Consider the following 16,729-nt stretch of genomic DNA (forward strand, 5'->3'; position numbering starts at 1 on the left):
CACCTCCGCACCCCCGCGCCCGCCGGCGGGGAGCGCTCAGTGCGCGGACCCCGACAGCTGCAGCCCGATCACGCCGACGATCACCAAGGTGATCGACACGATCTTCAGCGTCGACACCAGGTCCCCCAGGAACACCATCCCGTAGATCGCCGTGCCCGCGGCCCCGATCCCCGTCCACACCGCGTACGCGGGCCCGACGTCCAGTTTCTTCAGGGCCAGGGTGAGCAGGCCGAAGCTGCCCAGCGCGAACACGCAGAAGGCGATCGTCGGCCAGAGCCGTGTGAAGCCGTGGGACAGCTTCAGGCTCACGGCGAAACCGGTCTCGAGCAACCCGGCCACCACGACCAGCAGCCACGCCATGTGTCGTCCTCCCGTCGTCCCGACATGCAGTGACCGCTTTCGCGTACAGCGACCCGTTTCGCCGGGTTCGAGAGCTTCGGATCCGGCTCGGTGCGATTATGCACTTACCGTCCGTGGTCCATGGCAAACACGGGAGGGCCGACGATTCCGCGTCGTGGCCCGAGGAGACCCGGCGGCTTCAGGCCGCTTCAGGCCCCTTCGGGCCCGGTCCGGGCTGTCCGGGTCAGTCGCCCTCCGTGTGCTCCCGGGCCGCCAGCAGCCGCCGCAGCGAGTACAGCCGCGCCGGGTCCGCGTGCCCCTCGGCGACCCACGCGTCCAGCGCGCAGTCCGGCTCGTCGTGACTGCACGCGCGGGGGCAGCCCTCCGTCCCCGGACCGAGCTCGGGAAAGGCGAGGATGACCCGCGACGGATCGACGTGCGCGAGGCCGAACGACCGCACCCCGGGGGTGTCGACCACCCACCCCTCGGCGCCCGACAGCGGCAGCGCCAACGCGGACGTCGTCGTATGACGCCCCCGCCCCGTCACCGCGTTGACATGCCCGGTCGACCGTCGCCGCTCCTGCGGCACCAGCGCGTTCACCAGGGTCGTCTTGCCGACCCCGGAGTGCCCCACGAACGCCGTGATCCGGCCCGCCAGCTGCTCCCGCACCCGGTCGGCCGCCGCGCCGCTCTCCAGTTCCGCACGGCTGGTGACGACGTACGGGATGTCGAGGTCGCCGTACAGCTCCAACAGCTTGTCCGGTGGTGCGAGGTCCGACTTCGTCAGGACCAGCAGCGGGGTGAGCCCGCCGTCGTACGCCGCGACCAGGCAGCGGTCGATCAGGCGCGGGCGGGGCTCGGGGTCGGCGAGGGCGGTGACGACGGCCAGCTGGTCGGCGTTGGCGACGACGACCCGCTCGTAGGGGTCGTCGTCGTCCGCGGTCCGGCGCAGTACCGACGTCCGCTTCTCGATGCGGACGATCCGCGCGAGGGTGTCCTTCTCCCCGGTGAGGTCGCCGACGATCGCGACCCGGTCGCCGACCACCGCCGCCTTGCGGCCCAGCTCACGGGCCTTCATGGCGAGCACGGTCCGGTCCTCGACGAGGCAGGTGAGCCGGCCCCGGTCGACGGTGAGGACCATGCCCTCGGCGGCGTCCTCGTGTTTGGGCCGGAGGTGGGTGCGCGGCCGGTTGCCCTTGCGGTTCGGGCGGGAACGGATGTCGTCCTCGTCGGTGTGCTTGCCGTAGCGGCGCATCGTCTGCGGTCCTAAGCCCCGAGCATCCCGGCCCACAGTCCGGGGAAGTCCGGGAGGGTCTTCGCCGTGGTCGCCACGTCCTCGATCCGTACGCCCTCCACCCCGAGGCCGATGATCGCACCGGCGGTGGCCATGCGGTGGTCCTCGTACGTGTGGAAGACGCCGCCGTGCAGCGGGCGCGGGCGGATGTGCAGACCGTCGGCGGTCTCGGTGACGTCGCCGCCGAGCCCGTTGATCTCCTTGGTGAGCGCGGCCAGGCGGTCCGTCTCGTGCAGCCGGAGGTGGGCCACACCGCGCAGCGTGGACGGCGAGTCCGCGAGCGCCGCGACGGCCGCGATGCCCGGCGTCAGCTCACCGACCTCGCCGAGGTCCACGTCGATGCCGTGGACCGATCCGGAACCGGTGAACTCCAGTCCCTGCTCGGTCAGCTCGCAGGAACCGCCCATCTCGGTGAAGATCTCCCGCAGCCGGTCACCGGGCTGGGTGGTACGGGCCGGCCAGTCCGGGACGAGGACCCGGCCGCCGGTCACCAGCGCCGCCGCCAGGAACGGCTGGGCGTTGGACAGGTCGGGTTCGATGGTGAGATCCCGTCCGAGCAGAGCGCCCGGGGTGACCCGCCAGACGTTGGGCTCGCCGCCCGACTCCGGAGTGTCCACCTGGGCGCCCACCGCGCGGAGCATGTCGACGGTCATCCGGATGTGCGGCAGCGAGGGAAGCGTCGCGCCGGTGTGCCGGACCTCGACGCCCTGGTTGAAACGCGGTGCCGAAAGCAGCAGCGCGCTGACGAACTGCGAGGACGAGGACGCGTCCACCGGCACGGTGCCGCCCTCCAGGGCGCCGCCGCCGTGCACGGTCAGCGGCAGCGCGCCCCGGCCGTCGTCGTCGATCCGGGCACCCAGGTGACGCAGCGCGTCGATGACGCCGTTCAGCGGGCGCTCGTACGACCGCGGGTCACCGTCGAACCGGACGGGACCGTCGGCCAGGGCGGCGACCGGGGGAAGGAACCGCATCACCGTGCCGGCGTTGCCGACATCGACGGTGGCCGGGCCGCGCAGGCCCGTGGGCAGCACCCGCCAGGCCTCACCGGTGCCGTCGGGGCCCACGCCCTCCTCGATCTCGATCCCCATGGCCCGCAGCGCGCCGGCCATCAGCAGCGTGTCGCGTGACCGGAGCGGGCGGCGCAGCCAGCCGGGCTCGGAGGCGAGGGCGGCGAGTACGAGAGCGCGGTTGGTGACCGACTTCGACCCCGGCACATGGACCGTCGCGTCGACGGCTCCGCTCGCGTGCGGGGCGGGCCAGAGGGTGAGGTGTGCGGGATCAGCGGTCATGCGCACCACTTTAGTGGCGGTCCCGGCCACCGGGCGTGCCCGGGACGCCCCAAACGGTCGGCCCCGGGCCGTTGTACCCCAGGCCGGGCCGCTCCACCGGGCGTCCCTGGGGGGAGTACGAGTGGGGTCCCGCGCGGCGGGCGCCCCTGTTGACCCGTCGGCAGCCACCGTCCCCGGGCCACTCCTGCGGCGTCACAGCCCCAGCAGCCACCGTCCACCGCCGAGCAGCGAACACAGCGACACCGCGTGGAACAGGAAGAACCACAGCCCCGCCGGTGCGTGTGTCAGCCGGGACAGCTGGTCCGCGTCCGAGTCGCCCGCGCCCCCGCGCGCCCGCTTGGCCTGGAGCTCGAACGCCGGGCGCACCCCGCCGAGCAGCAGGAACCACACCACGGCGTACGCGAAGGCCGCCTGGACCTGCGGGCCTGCCAGCCAGGACACGAGGACGAACGTGCCGCCGGTGAGCAGCACCGTCAGCGCCCCGTAGGCATTGCGGATCATGACCAGCATCGCCACGAGCAGCACCGTGGCCAGCCACAGCAGCAGCGTGATGCGCCCGGCGCCCAGCAGCACCGCACCGCCGAGGCCCAGCAGCGGGGGAGCGGTGTAGCCGGCCGCGGCGGTGAGGATCATGCCGATGCCGGTCGGTTTGCCGCGGCTGACGGTCAGGCCGCTGGTGTCCGAATGGAGGCGTATCCCCGTGAGGGTGCGGCCGGTGAGCAGTGCCACGAGCCCGTGGCCCCCCTCGTGCGCGATGGTGATGGCGTTGCGCGAGAGCCGCCACAGCCCGTGCGGCGTGACCACGACGAGCGCGGCGGCCAGTGTGGCGATCACCACCCACAGGTCAGGGTCGGGCTGGGTGCCGGTGACCTCGTCCCAGAGGGAGGTGAGCGAGGCGGATGCGGTGCTGTCCATGTGGGGCGGGGGCTCCTCGTGGTGGCGCGGAGTCTGGCAGTGTTGCACGTATGTGCGGACGGTATCTGAGACGCCGACGTAACAGGGATCGTTCTTGACGGCAAACATGCAGGTCACAGCGTTAGAGCCCCGGAGTGATCCGGGGCTCTTGCTTTACCCGTGCTGACTGCGTGCTGACCTGTAGACACCTGTGATCACCCCAGGGAACCCGTCCCGTGCTGGGCTGGTGCTGATCTCCTTGCACATTCCCAGTTCGGGCATGGCGTTGCCCTGGCGGTCGACCACTGGGTCTGTGTGTAGCGGAGCGACGTCGCAGACGCCCCACCGTAACGCGCGACCGATACCGGGAGAGTTGGTGCCGGTCCATGAGTGCGAGGCCGCGCCAACCACAGTGCGCCTCCATGGCCCGGACGTGGCTGCTTACATTATCTTCACTCGATCGCAGCCACTATCGGAAACAATCCCGCCCTTCCCTGATGTTCTCGATCTTCGAGTCGAGGAGGGGAGGTGTCGGGGCTGAAGCTGTTCCGCACGGACACGACGAATAGCGGCATGACGGAGGTCATGCCGCGTCTCGCTGAGATCGAGGCCGATGTGCAGAGTCTCGTCGAGGCGCACATGGAGACGCTGCTGGGCGTCCGTTTCCTGGTGAGCGAGTACAGCACTGGGCCCGTCCACGGGGGCCGGATCGACTCGCTCGGGCTGGACGAGAACGGATCGCCGGTCATCGTGGAGTTTACCGACCGCAGGTAGTCCTGCCCGTGATGTCCGTCTGGGACTGTGACCAGCACGTCCTGGGCTTGTTTACCGACCGTGTCCGGGACGTCTGTCATGTTCTGGAGTCGGTACGGAGGACGAGTGGCAAGGCACATAGTGGTCGGGGACTTGCGGGTCCAGCAGATCGAGCGAAAGGACGGGCGGCGGTCGTGGACCATCGTGTGGCCCGAGGGGACGGTGCACACGGAGGCGGAACGGTTCCTGCGTCTGCATGATGGTTCGGGTACGCAGAGGCCATACGCATATCTGTTGGTGGACCATCTGCGGTGGTTGGAGCGGGAGTGCCTGGCCTTCGTCGCGGTCCAACTGCGGTATCTGGAACGGTACATGGGCATGGTGGGTGCCGAGGTCTGCATGCCGCTCGGCGAGCCGTGGCGGGTCGGCAGACGCCCCTACGGCCGCTCCGCGTTGTCGACCGCGGCGGCTTGCCTGAAGGGCTTCTACCTGCATCAGTCCTCCCTCGGTATCAATGGCGAACTCGGTAAGAAGCTCGATAAGTCGCGGCTGCCGTCGCGGGTGGACCGGCGCCGTTCGTCCCTCGGGCACGTGAAGTCGTCGCTGCCCACCAACCTGCTGGCACCGAAGGGGCCGCACCGCCGGCATCCGAAGATGCTCCCGGACGGCGCCCGCAAGAGTCTGCTGGAGACGGTGAACGCCGCCCGGGACCGGCTGGTGGTCACCTGGCTCGCCGACGGCGGGCTTCGCATCGGCGAGCTCTGCGGACTCCACCTGGTCGACCTGCACCTGCGCGAGAACGCGGCCTGCGGCGAGTGCCGCGCCCCTCACCTGCACGTCTGCCACCGGCCCGGCAATCCGCACCGCGCCGAGGCCAAGACCAAGCACCCCTGGCGGGTCGAGCACGGCACCGTGACCGGCGGGCTGATCAAACGGGTCAGCCCGGCAAATGGTGCACACCTACTTCGAGTACGTCACCACCGAGTACCCGCACGGCGCCGGTCACGGCATGCTCCTGGTCCAGCTGCACGGCGCCGATACCGGACAGCCGTGGGCGCCGGTCGGAGCCCGGCGGATGCTCGGCCGGGCCGGGAAGCGCGCCGGACTCGGGGTCGTGAAACCCCATGCCTTCCGGCACTCGTTCACGTCCGCGGTTCTCGACGCCGCCGACGGGAATACGCTGATCGCCCGGGACGCCGGCGGCTGGGCCTCGGCCACGATGGTCGATGAGGTCTACGGACACGTCGATGTCCACGACCCCGTCTTCGACGCCGCCCTGCGCACGGTCTGGGGTGAAACGAAGTGACGGCGCCGTCGCTGCTGCCGCAGCAGGATGCCCGCACCCGACGGGACCGGCTGGAGGTGCTCACCGCGCTGATCAACGGGCCCGAGTTCGACCCGGCGCTGCGCGGCGGGGTGCTGAAGATCCCGCCGACCCACCCGGTCTACCCGTGGAGCTGCACGGTCGTCGACTGCGCGCGGCCCCGCTGGCGGCGCTACGCGATGTGCTCGGTGCACGCCGAGCAGTGGCAGGAGGCGGAGACGCGTGGGTTGAGCCGGGCTCAGTTCCTGGGTTCCGCGGAGCCGCTGCCGGCCACGGAGATGCCGGAGGCGATGATGTGCCGGATCTGCCCGCAGCGTCCGGCGTTCAGCCTGCAGCTGGTGCTGTGCTTCCGGCACCGCAACCGGTGGCTTGGCCATCTGAAGCGGCACCTCGGTGCGAGGGGAGATGAGGGGGAGTTCGAACGGTGGCTGGCCGACCAGCAGGCGCTGCCGGGCTACGGTGAGTGCCGCGCGGACGTGTGCGACGAACTGGCTGCTTCGCCGCTGGGGTTGTGCGGCGCGCACGAGCGTGGTTATGTCCGGGCCGGTCGGCCGGGCGGGGCGAGGCTGCCGAAGAACTTCTTCGCCACCCACGAGCGCCGTGATCGCCCTGTCCCGGTGACCTGCGAGGACGAAGTCGCCTTCCGAGCCTGGTGCCGCGCACAGTTGCCGGTGCACCGCACTTCGTGATGCGGCTGGGGTCGAGGCTGACCCTGCGCAGGGCCTTGAAGGTTGTCTTGAGCAGGGAGTTGGCGCGCTCGCAGACACCATGGATGCCGCGGATGACCTTGATGTAGGTCTGCTGGGCCTCGGTCAGCTCGCCTCCGGCGGGCTTCTTGTACGAGTGGCGGAAGCCGTCGCCGGCGTTCTCGTAGCCGAGGTCGACCAGGGTCGGCATGTCCAGTTCGGCGGCGATCCGGTTGAGGGCGTCGACCAGCCCGTGGTGGCGGGCGCAGGTGGTGTCGTGCTCTCGGCCGGGGCGGACCGGTGAGACCCAGATCGGCCAGCCGTCCGGAGTGGAGATGACCTGCACGTTCCCACCATGGTGCCGGTGTTTTCCGGACCACCAGAGGTCTGCGCCGTTGGGGCCGGGGGCGGCGACGCGGTCGGTACGGATGACGGTCCCGTCGAGGTTCAGATGTGTCAGCCCGGCCGCTTTCGCACGCTCCAGCGCGGTCGCGAGGTCCGGTGCCCCGGCCGCCAGAACGGTCAGCCCCTCGTGGAGACAGCGGTAGGCGGTGGAGGCCGACACGCCGTTGTCGCAGTCCAGTTGGGACAGGCGGGTGCCGTCGATGAACCAGCGCAGAACGAGCACCGCCTGACGGAAGCAGCCCAGCGCACGCCTGCCCCTGCGGGTTCCGGACACGATGCGGTGGTCGCGCAGCAGCCGGGCCAGGTGCTCGGCGGTGGACCGCTTCACATCGAGCACGGCGGTGTATGTGACACCGATCGACACGTGAGGCCCCTCGGTCAGAACAATCCGTCGCAAGATCGTTCCTACCAGGGGCCTTACTCCTGCCCGGACTTGGGGACCGCACGGGCCGCAGCGTCAGCTTCGCGATCACAGCGAGCGACGGACGCTTACCGGGAAAGACTCAGGTGAATCCAGAGAATCGCGTCTCTAGGCGCTTTCGGGGCGCAGGACGACCTCCAGCCCTGTGACCTGCACCTTCAGTCCCGAAGGGCCTCTAGAACCCCCGAATTACGTCGAACCCGGGGCAGCGGCAGCTTGGCTTTCACCGCGCCGCACCCCGGAACAGGTCTTCGAGGAGGGGTACCAGCGGTTCGCGGCCACGAGGCGGGTGGCGCGTCTTGTAGCCGAGCAGGCGGCGGATCTCGCCGAACCCGGCGTCGGCGATCCTGCGTGCGAGGCACCGGTTCTTCAGCATGCCGGCGACGTTGAGGTCCTCGACCACGACCGTGCCGTACTCGGCGGCCACGCTGGTGGTGAGTTTGTGCAGGGCGTCCTCGCGGAGGTTCGCCACCCGGTGATGCATCTTGTTCCGCTGGGCGTTGGCCTTCTCCCACCGCTTCGACGGCTTGCGCCCGGTCCTGCGGTCGGGGCCTTGACGGCGGGACACGGTCCGGGACGCGCGGCGCAGCTGCTTGCGCGCGGCGTCGTAGTGCCCGGGATTGGGCACGGTCCGGATCTCACCGGTCGAGTCGGCCATGACGGCGAGGGTCTTCACGCCGAGGTCGATACCGACCGCCGTGTCCGGGCGCGCCACGCGTTCGAGGTCGCGCTTGACCTCGGCCTGGAAGGAGACGAACCAGCGCCCGCGTTCGTGGCGGACGGTCGCGGACAGGACCCGCGCTGTCCCGGCCTGGACGTGGGCCAGGAGCTTCACCGTGGGTTCGTGGGTGCGGATCGTTCCGAGGCGGGGCAGGGTGACGTGCCGGCCGTCGGTGTCCACGCGGATCGTGCCCGTGGTGAACCGGCAGGCCAGACGCGCCTTCCGCTTCGACTTGAACCGGGGCGTGCCCACCCGCTTGCCGCGCCGCTTGCCCTGTTTGGACTTCGCGTAGTTGTCGAACGCGGCCGACGCGTTCGCGAGGCCGGTGGAGTACGCCTCCTTGGAGTTCTCCTCCCACCAGGCGGCGAACCTCGGGTCGGTCGTCTTGGCCTGGTTGAACGCCTTGCGCAGGGCGGGCAGCGACCACGGCCGCCACTCGGGCAGCTCCGCCTCGGTGATCCCGTACGACTCCTCCGCGCGGCGCTGCCACCACGACGCCTCGACCCAGCCGACAGCCCAGTTGTTGGCGGCACGCGCGGCACCGCAGTGCGAGCGCAGCGCGTGCTCCTGGGAGGCGTTCGGGTCCAGAGCGAACCGGAATGCCTGCACCACGAAACCGGGCTGGGGTCGGAACTTCTTCATTCGGCGGCCTCACCGGTCGCCACGGCCACCGCGCGGGCGGCCCGGTTCTTCGCCGCCCGCCGCCCGTACAGGCGCGCGCACATCGAGGTGAGCACCTCGGTGATGTCCCGTACGAGGTCGTCGACGGTCTCGGTGGGGTCGAGGACGACCAGGCGCCGCCCGGACGCCGACAGCACCGCTTCGAGGTGCTCGACGCCGAACCGGGCCAGCCGGTCGCGGTGCTCGACCACGATCACCACTGCCTGCGGGTCGGACAACAAGCGGTGCAGTTTGCGGCGCCGCCCGTTCAGCCCCGAACCGACCTCGGTCACCACTTCCCCGACCGGAAGGCCCAGCCCCGTGGCCGCCTGGACCACGCGGGCCACCTGCCGGTCAAGGTCCGCTTTCTGGTCCGCCGAGGAGACCCGGCAGTACGCCACGACCCGTCCGGACGCCTCCGGGGTGGGCTCGTCGACCAACCATGTACCGGATGGCGTCTGGCGGACCGGGACCGGCATACGGCCCTCTTTCGCCCACGCCCACGCGGTCTGATAGTGCACGCCATTGCGTGCCGCCCACTCGGAAAGCTTCAAGCGATCAAGATAGCAGCTGAGAAAGGCTGAGATTCGCTGATGGATCACGCAACAGTTATTAGCCCCAGGAACGTGGAGTCCAACCGGGCTCGGGGAGCAGGAGCGCCGCCCACGACGTGACCGGCCTGATGTGGTGCTCGTGCCCGGTTGGGGACGGCCGCTTTCGATCAGGCTCCGCCGGCGGCGTCGGATGCGCCGGTCCGGTCGCTCTGACGGTCCGGGGCCGCGCCGTGGCCGCCGAGCGGGGAGTGCTGGGCCGGGGCCGGGGTGGGCGGGATCTCCGGTCCCGCCGCGAGAACGGACTGCCCGGGCGTCGGCGGTGAGCTGACGTCGGGGGTGTGCGGGGGGCCCGGGACGGCGTGGTTGACGGTGTCGGACCAGCGTTCGTGCGGAGGACGGCTGTTGCGGCGCAGCAGGGCCGTCAGCGGGGTCCAGCCCCACAGGACGGTGGCGGCGAGGGCGGCGGCGTAGGGAACGAGCGGGCCGGCCGGGGCGGGAAGGAGGGCATCACGGGTGTACTGGGCGGCCGAGAGCCAGATCAGGGCGAGCGGAGCGTAGGCGACCCAGGTGCGCACGGTGATGCGGAAGAACCCGGCCCGGCTGCCGTCCGGACGGACGATGCGCAGCCGTACGGCCCGTTTGCCGGGGCTGGACGCGACGAAGGCCGGCACCAGCCAGAACCAGACCAGGCCGAGAGCACTGCCGAGGACGAAAGCGTAGCGGCGGCCGGTGGGCACGTCGGTGGCGACTGCCAGGAGGCCGGTGATCATGGTCCAGGTGATCAGCCACCCGGCCAGATTGGTGACGAAGGCCAGCAGGCGGCGCGTGAAGGTGACGCGCCCGCCGTAGCGGACGCGCTCGTGGTCCGGGTTGTTGGCGGGGAGCAGCCGGGTGAGGGGCCCGGCGGCGAGCCAGCCCAGGACCGCGCCGCCGGTGTTGAGGATCAGATCGTCCACGTTGAACTGCCGGTAGGGGCAGGCGTAGACGAACCACAGGCCGGTGTACTGGGTCATTTCGAAGAACAGGGAGGTGGCGAAGGCCAGGGCGGTCGCGGGGAGCAGCTTCTGGCGCAGGTAGTAGCGCAGGTAGACACCGAGTGGCAGGAGCAGCACGGCGTTGAGCACGGTGGTCCAGGTGACGGCCAGGCCGGCCAGGGTGCTCGCCGACCAGTCACCGCCGGATGCGGATGCGACGCGGGTGTAGAAGTCGAAGGGTTCGAGCTGCGGGCTCTGCGCGTAGCGGGTGATGGAGCAGAAGGCGCTGGTGCGGGCGGGCAGCGGCATCACGGTCTGCAGCAGAGCCGCGAGCAGATAGAAGACGAAGCTATGGAGGACGAGAACCGGCCAGCCGCCGGCCCGGCCGCGCCGGCGGTAGCCGTGGACAGCGGCGGGCACGATGATCAGCGCGGTGATGAGGGGGAACAGCGTCACGGCTGCCTGGATGGGCAGCAGATACGTACGGAACACGGCGGCGCTCTCTGTCTGCGGCATGCGCCGCCCCCGGACCGCGGGTCCGGGTGGGCCGCATGGTATCTCCATGAGTCGCTCGGGTCCTCCCGAGAGCGATCAGAATAGGGACCGGCCCGTCGACTCCCGGCATCGGTAGTCCCCTTCATGCCGCGAGCGTGTCTCGGCCGTCCCGTGCCGCCTCAGCGAGGTGGCACGGGGCAGTTGGCCGGGGCGGAGTTCGGTGCTCGGGGCACCTTCCGCACCGAACGGCCAGGAAGGACAGCTGCGGGCCGAGCGGTCGATGCGGCCCGCCTGCCGAACGGCTGTGGGCATCCAGGCCGCAAGGGCTCTTTCGTCCCCGCCGCGCCGGGTTCACCGCGGCCTCGCGCCGGAGGAAGGAGCCCTGCCCATGGTGCGGTCGGCCCCGCCCGTCCTGAAACGCGGCAGCAGCCGGGGCCGGTGGCACGACCGGGAGTGAAGCAGCCGTCGCCGGTCGAAGATCCGGCCACGGGCGGACACCGGTCTGCGCGCGCATGGCGTTGGCCTGCCGGGTGAACGTGCCCGTTCGGACCGCCGCTGCCGCATCCTTCGCGCGCAGCGGTGGCTACGGTGTCCTCTGCGCTGTGGGGGTGGGTGCGGGTGTGCCGGTGCGTGAGAGCGCCTGCTGGTCGGCGAGGGCGATGGCGAGTTCGCCGGCCGCGTTGGGGTGCAAGGGTGCGTTCGCGTCGGGTCCCTGGACGAAGGGCTGGTCGCTGCAGAGGCGGTGGCCGTCGAAGTGCTGGGGGACGGCGGCGAAGTTGAAGGTCTGTGCGCCCTGGCGCAGCACGGAGTTGAGTTCGTCCAGGCGGGATTTGAGGATCTTGGCCTTGGCTGTGGTGATGTTCTGGTCCTTGAGGCAGTCGACGTTCTCGCCGAAGGGGTTGTAGTACTCGTTGATCAGTACCCGGGGGTGCTGGGGCAGGGCGGCGAGATTGTCGAGCAGGTCGTAGTACGCGGTGGTGAATCCGGCGATCTGCTGCTGGAAATAGGCGGTGGAGGCCCGGTCGTCACAGGCATCCGCGGCGGCGCAGAGCGCGGTCAGGGTGGACCAGTGGATGTCGTTGGCGCCGATACTGACGATGATCACCGAGGCTTTGGTGGCCCCCATCGCGGCCGAGAGCTGGGGCGGCACCCGGGTGCTGCCGCGTTGCTGCGAGCCGAGCAGGCCCTCGCGGATGGTGGCGCCGCTGCAGGCCAGATTGAGGGTGTTCCAGTTGTTGGCGGCGGCGAGGTACACGGCGTAGGCGTCCTTGCTGCGTCCGCATGCCTTGTCGGCGGCGGTGGGGTCGTCCAGGGGTGTGTTGCCGATCGCGGCGGCGGTGGAGTCTCCGATGACCACGGCATGTACTCCCGGCCGGGCGGGCGCGCCGACGGCTGTCACGGGGGTGGACGTGCTCGGTCCCACCAGGTCCTCGATGCCGCGGACCTGCCGCAGTGCCTCGGGGGTGGCGGAGGCCAGGAGGTAGACGCCGAGGGCGTTGATGGCGCACACGCCCGTGACGGCGGTGGCGAGCATCCGCAGTGTCGTCGTGCGGCTGGAGCGGCGGATGCTCGCCACCGTGACGGCGATCATCGCCGCGAATCCCGCGGCGATCAGTGTTTCCCACAGCAGGTAGCGCGTCCAGGCGGAGGTGAGTTGCCGGCTCAGGTCGGCTCCGGCGGCCTGGGCGCCTCCCGGTTGGGTGAGAGCCTTCGCCTGGGCGTTCAGGGCGATGCTGGTCAGTTTCAGCCGTGGGCGGATGGGGCCTTCGAAGTGGGGCCGGGTGGGGATCACCTGGCCGAAGAGGTCCAGTTCCCCCGGCCCGGACAGGCTCAGATTCGGTGAGACCGCGCCCACCTGCACGGTCTGGCCGGCCGGGGAGACCGTCTGCAGGGGGGTGACGCGCACCGACAGCCACACGGACAGGGCGGCGACGGCCAGGACGGCGGCAGCGCACCCGAGGACGGTCGGTATTCGGCGAAACCACGGCATACGGGTCCTTTGGTCGGCCGGCGTGCGAACGGGCCCCAACGGCTCAGCCTGTCCCGTCAAGAACTCTGCACCGTCCGCCGCGCCCGGGCATCAGGGCAGTGCGACAGTACCGGGTCCACGGCACCGCCGGTGCGACACCGCACCACAGGAGGTTCGCTGGCCTCCGGTCTCTGCCCGGCCGGCCGGGCGGTGTGCGGCCCGGCGGCGGGTAGCGCGGGCCTGAAGGGCGCCCATGCCGGGGCGTCAGGCTGAGCCGGAAAGGGCCGGCCGGGTGTGGCGGAGCATGGCGAGTTCGGCGTTGAACTGGGCCCCGGCCAGGAGAGCGAGGTTGGATATCCACAACCAGACGAGGAAGACGACGATGCCCGCGAGCGACCCGTACAGACGGTCGTAGGTACCCGCGTAGTTGGTCGTGTACAGGGTGAAGCCCGCCGATGCCAGGAGCCACAGGACGACGGCGAGCATGCCCCCTACGGCCCGGTGCCGCAGGCCGTAGGCAGTGGCCTGGCCCGAGCGGAACAGCACCAGGACCAGGACGGTGACCAGGCACGCCAGCAGCGGCCACTTCAGGACGTTCCACGCCGCGACGGCGGCGCCGTCCACCCCCATGATGCGGCCCGCCGCGCGGGCCGCATCGCCCGTGAGAACCAGGGCCAGCACGCTGGAGACGAGCAGCGTCAGCAGCGCGAGCGCGGTGATCACGGTGAGCGGGGCCTTCTTCCACAGCGGGCGGCGGTCCTGGACCCCGTTCATGGCGTGCACCGCGCGACGGAAGACGCTCAGATAGCTGGAGGCCGACCACAGGGCACCGACGGTGCCGAAGGCGGCCAGCAGCCGGGCCGGGGTCTGCTGGTCGGCCATGCTCTCCAGCGCGCCCCGGACGGCGGGGCGCGCCCGCGCCGGGACGACGGCGGCCACCTGTTCGACGAGGTGCCCGGCTCCCGGGCCGCCGGCGATGCCGAGCAGCGAGAGCGCGACCAGCAGGGTGGGGAAGATGGTGAGCACCGCGTAGTACGTCAGCGCGGCAGCCCAGTCCGTCGCGTCCTCCCTCCACAGGGCCGCCGGTGTCCTGCGCAGGGCCGGCCACCAGTCGCGCTGGCCCGGCGCCGCGACGCGGGCCGGGTGGGGAGTCAAAGGAGTCGCCGGCTGGTCGGTGGTCACGCGGTGTCCAATCGGTGGTCACCCGGCGTCGTCCGTGACCGGGGCGAGGTCGGCCCGGCGCACGCGTGGGTGATGGGCAGCGGACTGCAGGAGGTGGACAGGCGGGGGCCAGGATACGGCTGCCGCCCGCAGCCGTCAGCCGGCCGCAGGGCGGGAACACCCCCGCGAGTGCGTCGACGAGGTGCCCACCCGAGCCGGTACCGGACCTGCTGACCGCCGCCGCGGCCACACCCGCATCGGCAATTGGGGTACGGCCGGCGCCGCACCGCGTCCCGAGACCGATGCGGGCTCTCAGCACGGGAGCGAGGCCCGTGACCGGCGGCACCTCAACATTCCTGGCAGTGCAGCTCAGTGAAGCTGGTTGAGTGCTCGGGTCAGCTCTCTGTTGGCAGCCCTCGCTGCTTGGAGTTCCTCCGCCTTTTCCTCAAGCTCTCCGTTCTTCTCGGCGAGTTCCTGTTCCAACATGACCATGCGCCGCTGGAGTTCATCGACGTCCAGTGGCGCCCCGAGCCCGGACTCACTCCGTACCCGCTCACCGAGCTGCCCGGAGAGCCGCTTCTCCAACTGGCGCACCCGCGCGGCGAGACGGGCGTTGCGCTCCAGGGCGTTGGCCAGGTCGGTCTTCAGGGAAACTTGGCTGACAGCAGCCAGTCGCCCATCCTGGGCAGGCGTGCCGGCAGCGGCGTGAACGCGTGCGAGGAGGTCGCGGTGGCGGTAGAGGAAACTGCGGTCGACTCGGGCGGTCCGGGCGAGGCCGGAGACGGTGATGTCGCATCCGGTGCGCAGGGCCGCGTCCAACTCATCGACGTGCTGACTCCAGCGATGGAGGCTCAACGCGAGCAAGTACTCCGCGCACGTCGAGGTCACGAGCGCCTGGTGGCCCCCGGCACAGACTCTGTTGCTGAATTCGTCAGCCGGCGAGTTGGTGGCTGAGGCGTTCGAGTCGGCTGGTGCGAGGCTTGCGTGGTGGGTCGGTGGCCCACCAGGCGTCGAGGCGGACGATGTTGAGGGCGGTGGCGGAGCAGATGTGTTGGAGGGTGACTTTCGGCAGGCTGCGGTAGCGGGCCCGGCGGATGCCGGTGACGTCGAGAGCCTGGTTGACGGTGCCCTCGATGCCGGCGCGGAGTGCGTACTTGGTTCTCCAGGAGTCGGTGTCCTGTTCGGCTCTGGCCGCAGTGGTGCGTTCGTGGAGTTCACGGGGGCGCAGGGTGAGCATGCGGGCGCCGCGGGCGGAGCTGGTGCACTTGGTCCGGGAGGGGCAGGGGCGGCAGTCGGCGCGGGCGAAGTCGATCACAATGGCGTCGCGGCCGTGCTGGGTGACCGGATACCAGCCGGCGCTGGTGGCGCCCTGGGGGCAGCGGACCTGACGGGCTTTCCAGTCGATACGGAAGGCGCTCTTGGCGAAGCCTTCGGCGGCCTTGGCCTGGGGCGAGTGGTCGGCCAGGAGCGGGGTGACCATGCTGATGCCCCGGCCCGCCGCTTGCACGACCAAGTCGGCGGAGGGATATCCGGAGTCGAGGTAGTGCTCGCCCGGTGAGACCTGACGCTCGGCCAGGTTCTGCTGGATGGGCGCGGTGGCCTTGACGTCGGGAATCGTCGCCAGGGTGGTGTGCACATCGGTGATCAGCCGCAGCACGCTCGTACCGGCTTCGGCTTCGGCGGGAGTGTCGCAGGTTTCGGCTTCGGCTTCGGCGGGAGTGTCGCAGGTTTCGGTGAGGTGGACCTTGTATCCGAGCCAGAACAGGTCGTCGCCCTTGGCCGCCCACCGCGCATCGGGGTCGTAGGGGGAGGCCGGGCGGAGATGGCCGGGCGGGACGCCCTCGTCGTCGGCGTCCCGCTTGGTGATCACCTCCCGTCCCCGGGTGTCGGTACGGATGCTGTAGGTCTGCACCAGGACCTGCCGCAGCAGGGCCACCGCCTCGATCTCGCGGACCCACACCGGGGCAGTGTCCGACCAGGCCGCCCGGCACAAGGCCAGCGCGTCCTGGCCGAAGATCTGGGCGAGCCGGTCCCGCCTGGTCTTCGAGCCCGGCATCGTCCAGCCGTCGACGCGCGGCCCGTAGCGTTCGGCGAACTCTGCGACATCGACTACCCGGGCCAGCCAGGACGGCGCCGCCACCGCCAGGGCCTTCAGAGCGGCCCGCACACTCTCCCCGGCCAGTTCGGTCCGGTTCAGGTCACGGACCGCGCTGATCACATGAGTGGAGTCGGTGCGCTGCTTGCCACCGGCCTTGATCAGCCCGGCCTCGCGGCAGTGAACCCTTCTCGGTAACGTCTCGTGACGGTTTGTGATCTTCGTTCAGGTGGTGCGGCCGTGTTCCATCTGGAGCAGGACGAGGGCGGCTCGGGCGATCCGGGTGATGCTGCCAGGGTCGAGGCTGACCCGGCGCAGAGCCTTGAACGTGACTTTGAGCAGGGCATTCGCGCGCTCGGCGACGCCGTGGATGCCACGGATCACCTTGTTGAACGTCTGCTGTTCGAGGTCGAGTTCGCCGCCCTGCGGCTTCTTGACCGGGTGGCGGAAGCCGTCGCCGGCGTTCTCGTAGCCGAGATCGGTCAGAGTCGGGATGTCCAGAGTGGCGGCGAGCCGGTTCAGCGCGCCGATCAGGCCGTGGGTGCGCGCGCAGGTGGTGTCGTGCTCGCGGCCGGGGCGGACCGGGGACACCCAGAGCGGCCAGCCGTCCGGGGCGGAGATGACCTGCACATTCCCGCCATGATGCTTGTGCTTCCCGGACCACCAGAGATCTGCCCCGTTGGGACCGGGGGCGG

14 protein-coding genes and 2 pseudogenes are annotated in these 16,729 nt (G+C 70.7%); 3 read left to right on the top strand and 13 right to left on the bottom strand.

All coding sequences use genetic code 11. The annotated features are described in order from the left end of the window. Positions 1-36 precede the first annotated feature (36 nt). The 4 genes from TU30_RS22500 to TU30_RS22515 all read right to left on the bottom strand — a co-directional run bounded on the left by TU30_RS22500 (position 37) and on the right by TU30_RS22515 (position 3,837). Positions 37-360, bottom strand: coding sequence for a multidrug efflux SMR transporter (locus tag TU30_RS22500; RefSeq protein WP_042172827.1), 324 nt, complete (start codon positions 358-360; stop codon positions 37-39). A gap of 223 nt (positions 361-583) precedes the next feature. Beyond that, the gene (gene rsgA, locus TU30_RS22505) at positions 584-1,594 is read right to left on the bottom strand and encodes a ribosome small subunit-dependent GTPase A (protein ID WP_042172829.1); all 1,011 of its coding nucleotides are present in this window, start codon (positions 1,592-1,594) and stop codon (positions 584-586) included. An 11-nt stretch (positions 1,595-1,605) separates the two neighbouring features. Then, positions 1,606-2,922, bottom strand: coding sequence for a 3-phosphoshikimate 1-carboxyvinyltransferase (aroA, locus tag TU30_RS22510; protein WP_042172878.1), 1,317 nt, complete (start codon positions 2,920-2,922; stop codon positions 1,606-1,608). 192 nt (positions 2,923-3,114) lie between these two features. Then, entirely contained in the window at positions 3,115-3,837 is a 723-nt protein-coding gene (locus TU30_RS22515; protein ID WP_042172831.1) for a M50 family metallopeptidase, read from the bottom strand. 507 nt (positions 3,838-4,344) lie between these two features. Here TU30_RS22515 and TU30_RS22520 point away from each other — a divergent pair. The 3 genes and pseudogenes from TU30_RS22520 to TU30_RS22530 all read left to right on the top strand — a co-directional run. After that, positions 4,345-4,575 (top strand): annotated as a pseudogene (locus TU30_RS22520) (transporter); the annotation flags it as partial. A 943-nt stretch (positions 4,576-5,518) separates the two neighbouring features. Beyond that, positions 5,519-5,875 (top strand): tyrosine-type recombinase/integrase, encoded by a 357-nt coding sequence (locus TU30_RS37545; RefSeq protein ID WP_234307952.1) that lies wholly within the window; start codon positions 5,519-5,521, stop codon positions 5,873-5,875. Beyond that, positions 5,872-6,582 (top strand): hypothetical protein, encoded by a 711-nt coding sequence (locus TU30_RS22530; protein ID WP_042172835.1) that lies wholly within the window; start codon positions 5,872-5,874, stop codon positions 6,580-6,582. Before TU30_RS37545 ends, TU30_RS22530 begins: the two co-directional genes overlap by 4 nt. Here TU30_RS22530 and TU30_RS34445 read toward each other — a convergent pair. The 9 genes and pseudogenes from TU30_RS34445 to TU30_RS22575 all read right to left on the bottom strand — a co-directional run. Continuing rightward, positions 6,581-7,348, bottom strand: a pseudogene (locus TU30_RS34445) (transposase family protein); the annotation flags it as partial. The gene TU30_RS22530 and the pseudogene TU30_RS34445 sit on opposite strands and share 2 nt — an antisense overlap. Before the next feature lie 280 nt (positions 7,349-7,628). Then, positions 7,629-8,768, bottom strand: coding sequence for an IS607 family element RNA-guided endonuclease TnpB (tnpB, locus tag TU30_RS22540; protein ID WP_234307953.1), 1,140 nt, complete (start codon positions 8,766-8,768; stop codon positions 7,629-7,631). Next, positions 8,765-9,340, bottom strand: a complete 576-nt coding sequence (locus tag TU30_RS22545; protein ID WP_042172839.1) for an IS607 family transposase — start codon at positions 9,338-9,340, stop codon at positions 8,765-8,767. The genes tnpB and TU30_RS22545 overlap by 4 nt, the downstream gene beginning before the upstream one ends. Before the next feature lie 167 nt (positions 9,341-9,507). After that, a complete protein-coding gene (locus TU30_RS22550; RefSeq protein ID WP_234307954.1) occupies positions 9,508-10,830 on the bottom strand; it encodes a VanZ family protein in 1,323 nt (440 codons plus the stop codon). A gap of 562 nt (positions 10,831-11,392) precedes the next feature. Beyond that, on the bottom strand, positions 11,393-12,799 hold the full coding sequence (locus tag TU30_RS22555) for an SGNH/GDSL hydrolase family protein (RefSeq protein WP_042172842.1): 1,407 nt from the start codon (positions 12,797-12,799) through the stop codon (positions 11,393-11,395). Positions 12,800-13,042: 243 nt separating this feature from the next. After that, positions 13,043-13,960 (bottom strand): YihY/virulence factor BrkB family protein, encoded by a 918-nt coding sequence (locus tag TU30_RS22560; RefSeq protein ID WP_042172844.1) that lies wholly within the window; start codon positions 13,958-13,960, stop codon positions 13,043-13,045. Between the two features lie 348 nt (positions 13,961-14,308). Next, positions 14,309-14,794: a DUF6262 family protein gene (locus TU30_RS22565; RefSeq protein ID WP_234307955.1), complete on the bottom strand. Its 486-nt coding sequence runs from the start codon at positions 14,792-14,794 to the stop codon at positions 14,309-14,311. Between the two features lie 76 nt (positions 14,795-14,870). After that, positions 14,871-16,157 (bottom strand): transposase, encoded by a 1,287-nt coding sequence (locus TU30_RS22570; RefSeq protein WP_052479888.1) that lies wholly within the window; start codon positions 16,155-16,157, stop codon positions 14,871-14,873. Positions 16,158-16,259: 102 nt separating this feature from the next. Beyond that, on the bottom strand, positions 16,260-16,729 hold a 470-nt coding region (locus tag TU30_RS22575; RefSeq protein ID WP_042172884.1), incomplete at its 5' end, for a transposase family protein.

The sequence above is a fragment of the Streptomyces sp. NBRC 110035 genome, from assembly GCF_000829695.1.
Lineage (GTDB): Bacteria > Actinomycetota > Actinomycetes > Streptomycetales > Streptomycetaceae > Streptomyces.

Coding starts and splice junctions, on each gene's coding strand:
- TU30_RS22500 (WP_042172827.1), bottom strand. CDS start 360: ATGGCGTGGCTGCTGGTCGTGGTGGCCGGGTTGCTCGAGACCGGTTTC.
- rsgA (WP_042172829.1), bottom strand. CDS start 1,594: ATGCGCCGCTACGGCAAGCACACCGACGAGGACGACATCCGTTCCCGC.
- aroA (WP_042172878.1), bottom strand. CDS start 2,922: ATGACCGCTGATCCCGCACACCTCACCCTCTGGCCCGCCCCGCACGCG.
- TU30_RS22515 (WP_042172831.1), bottom strand. CDS start 3,837: ATGGACAGCACCGCATCCGCCTCGCTCACCTCCCTCTGGGACGAGGTC.
- TU30_RS37545 (WP_234307952.1), top strand. CDS start 5,519: ATGGTGCACACCTACTTCGAGTACGTCACCACCGAGTACCCGCACGGC.
- tnpB (WP_234307953.1), bottom strand. CDS start 8,768: ATGAAGAAGTTCCGACCCCAGCCCGGTTTCGTGGTGCAGGCATTCCGG.
- TU30_RS22550 (WP_234307954.1), bottom strand. CDS start 10,830: ATGCCGCAGACAGAGAGCGCCGCCGTGTTCCGTACGTATCTGCTGCCC.
- TU30_RS22555 (WP_042172842.1), bottom strand. CDS start 12,799: ATGCCGTGGTTTCGCCGAATACCGACCGTCCTCGGGTGCGCTGCCGCC.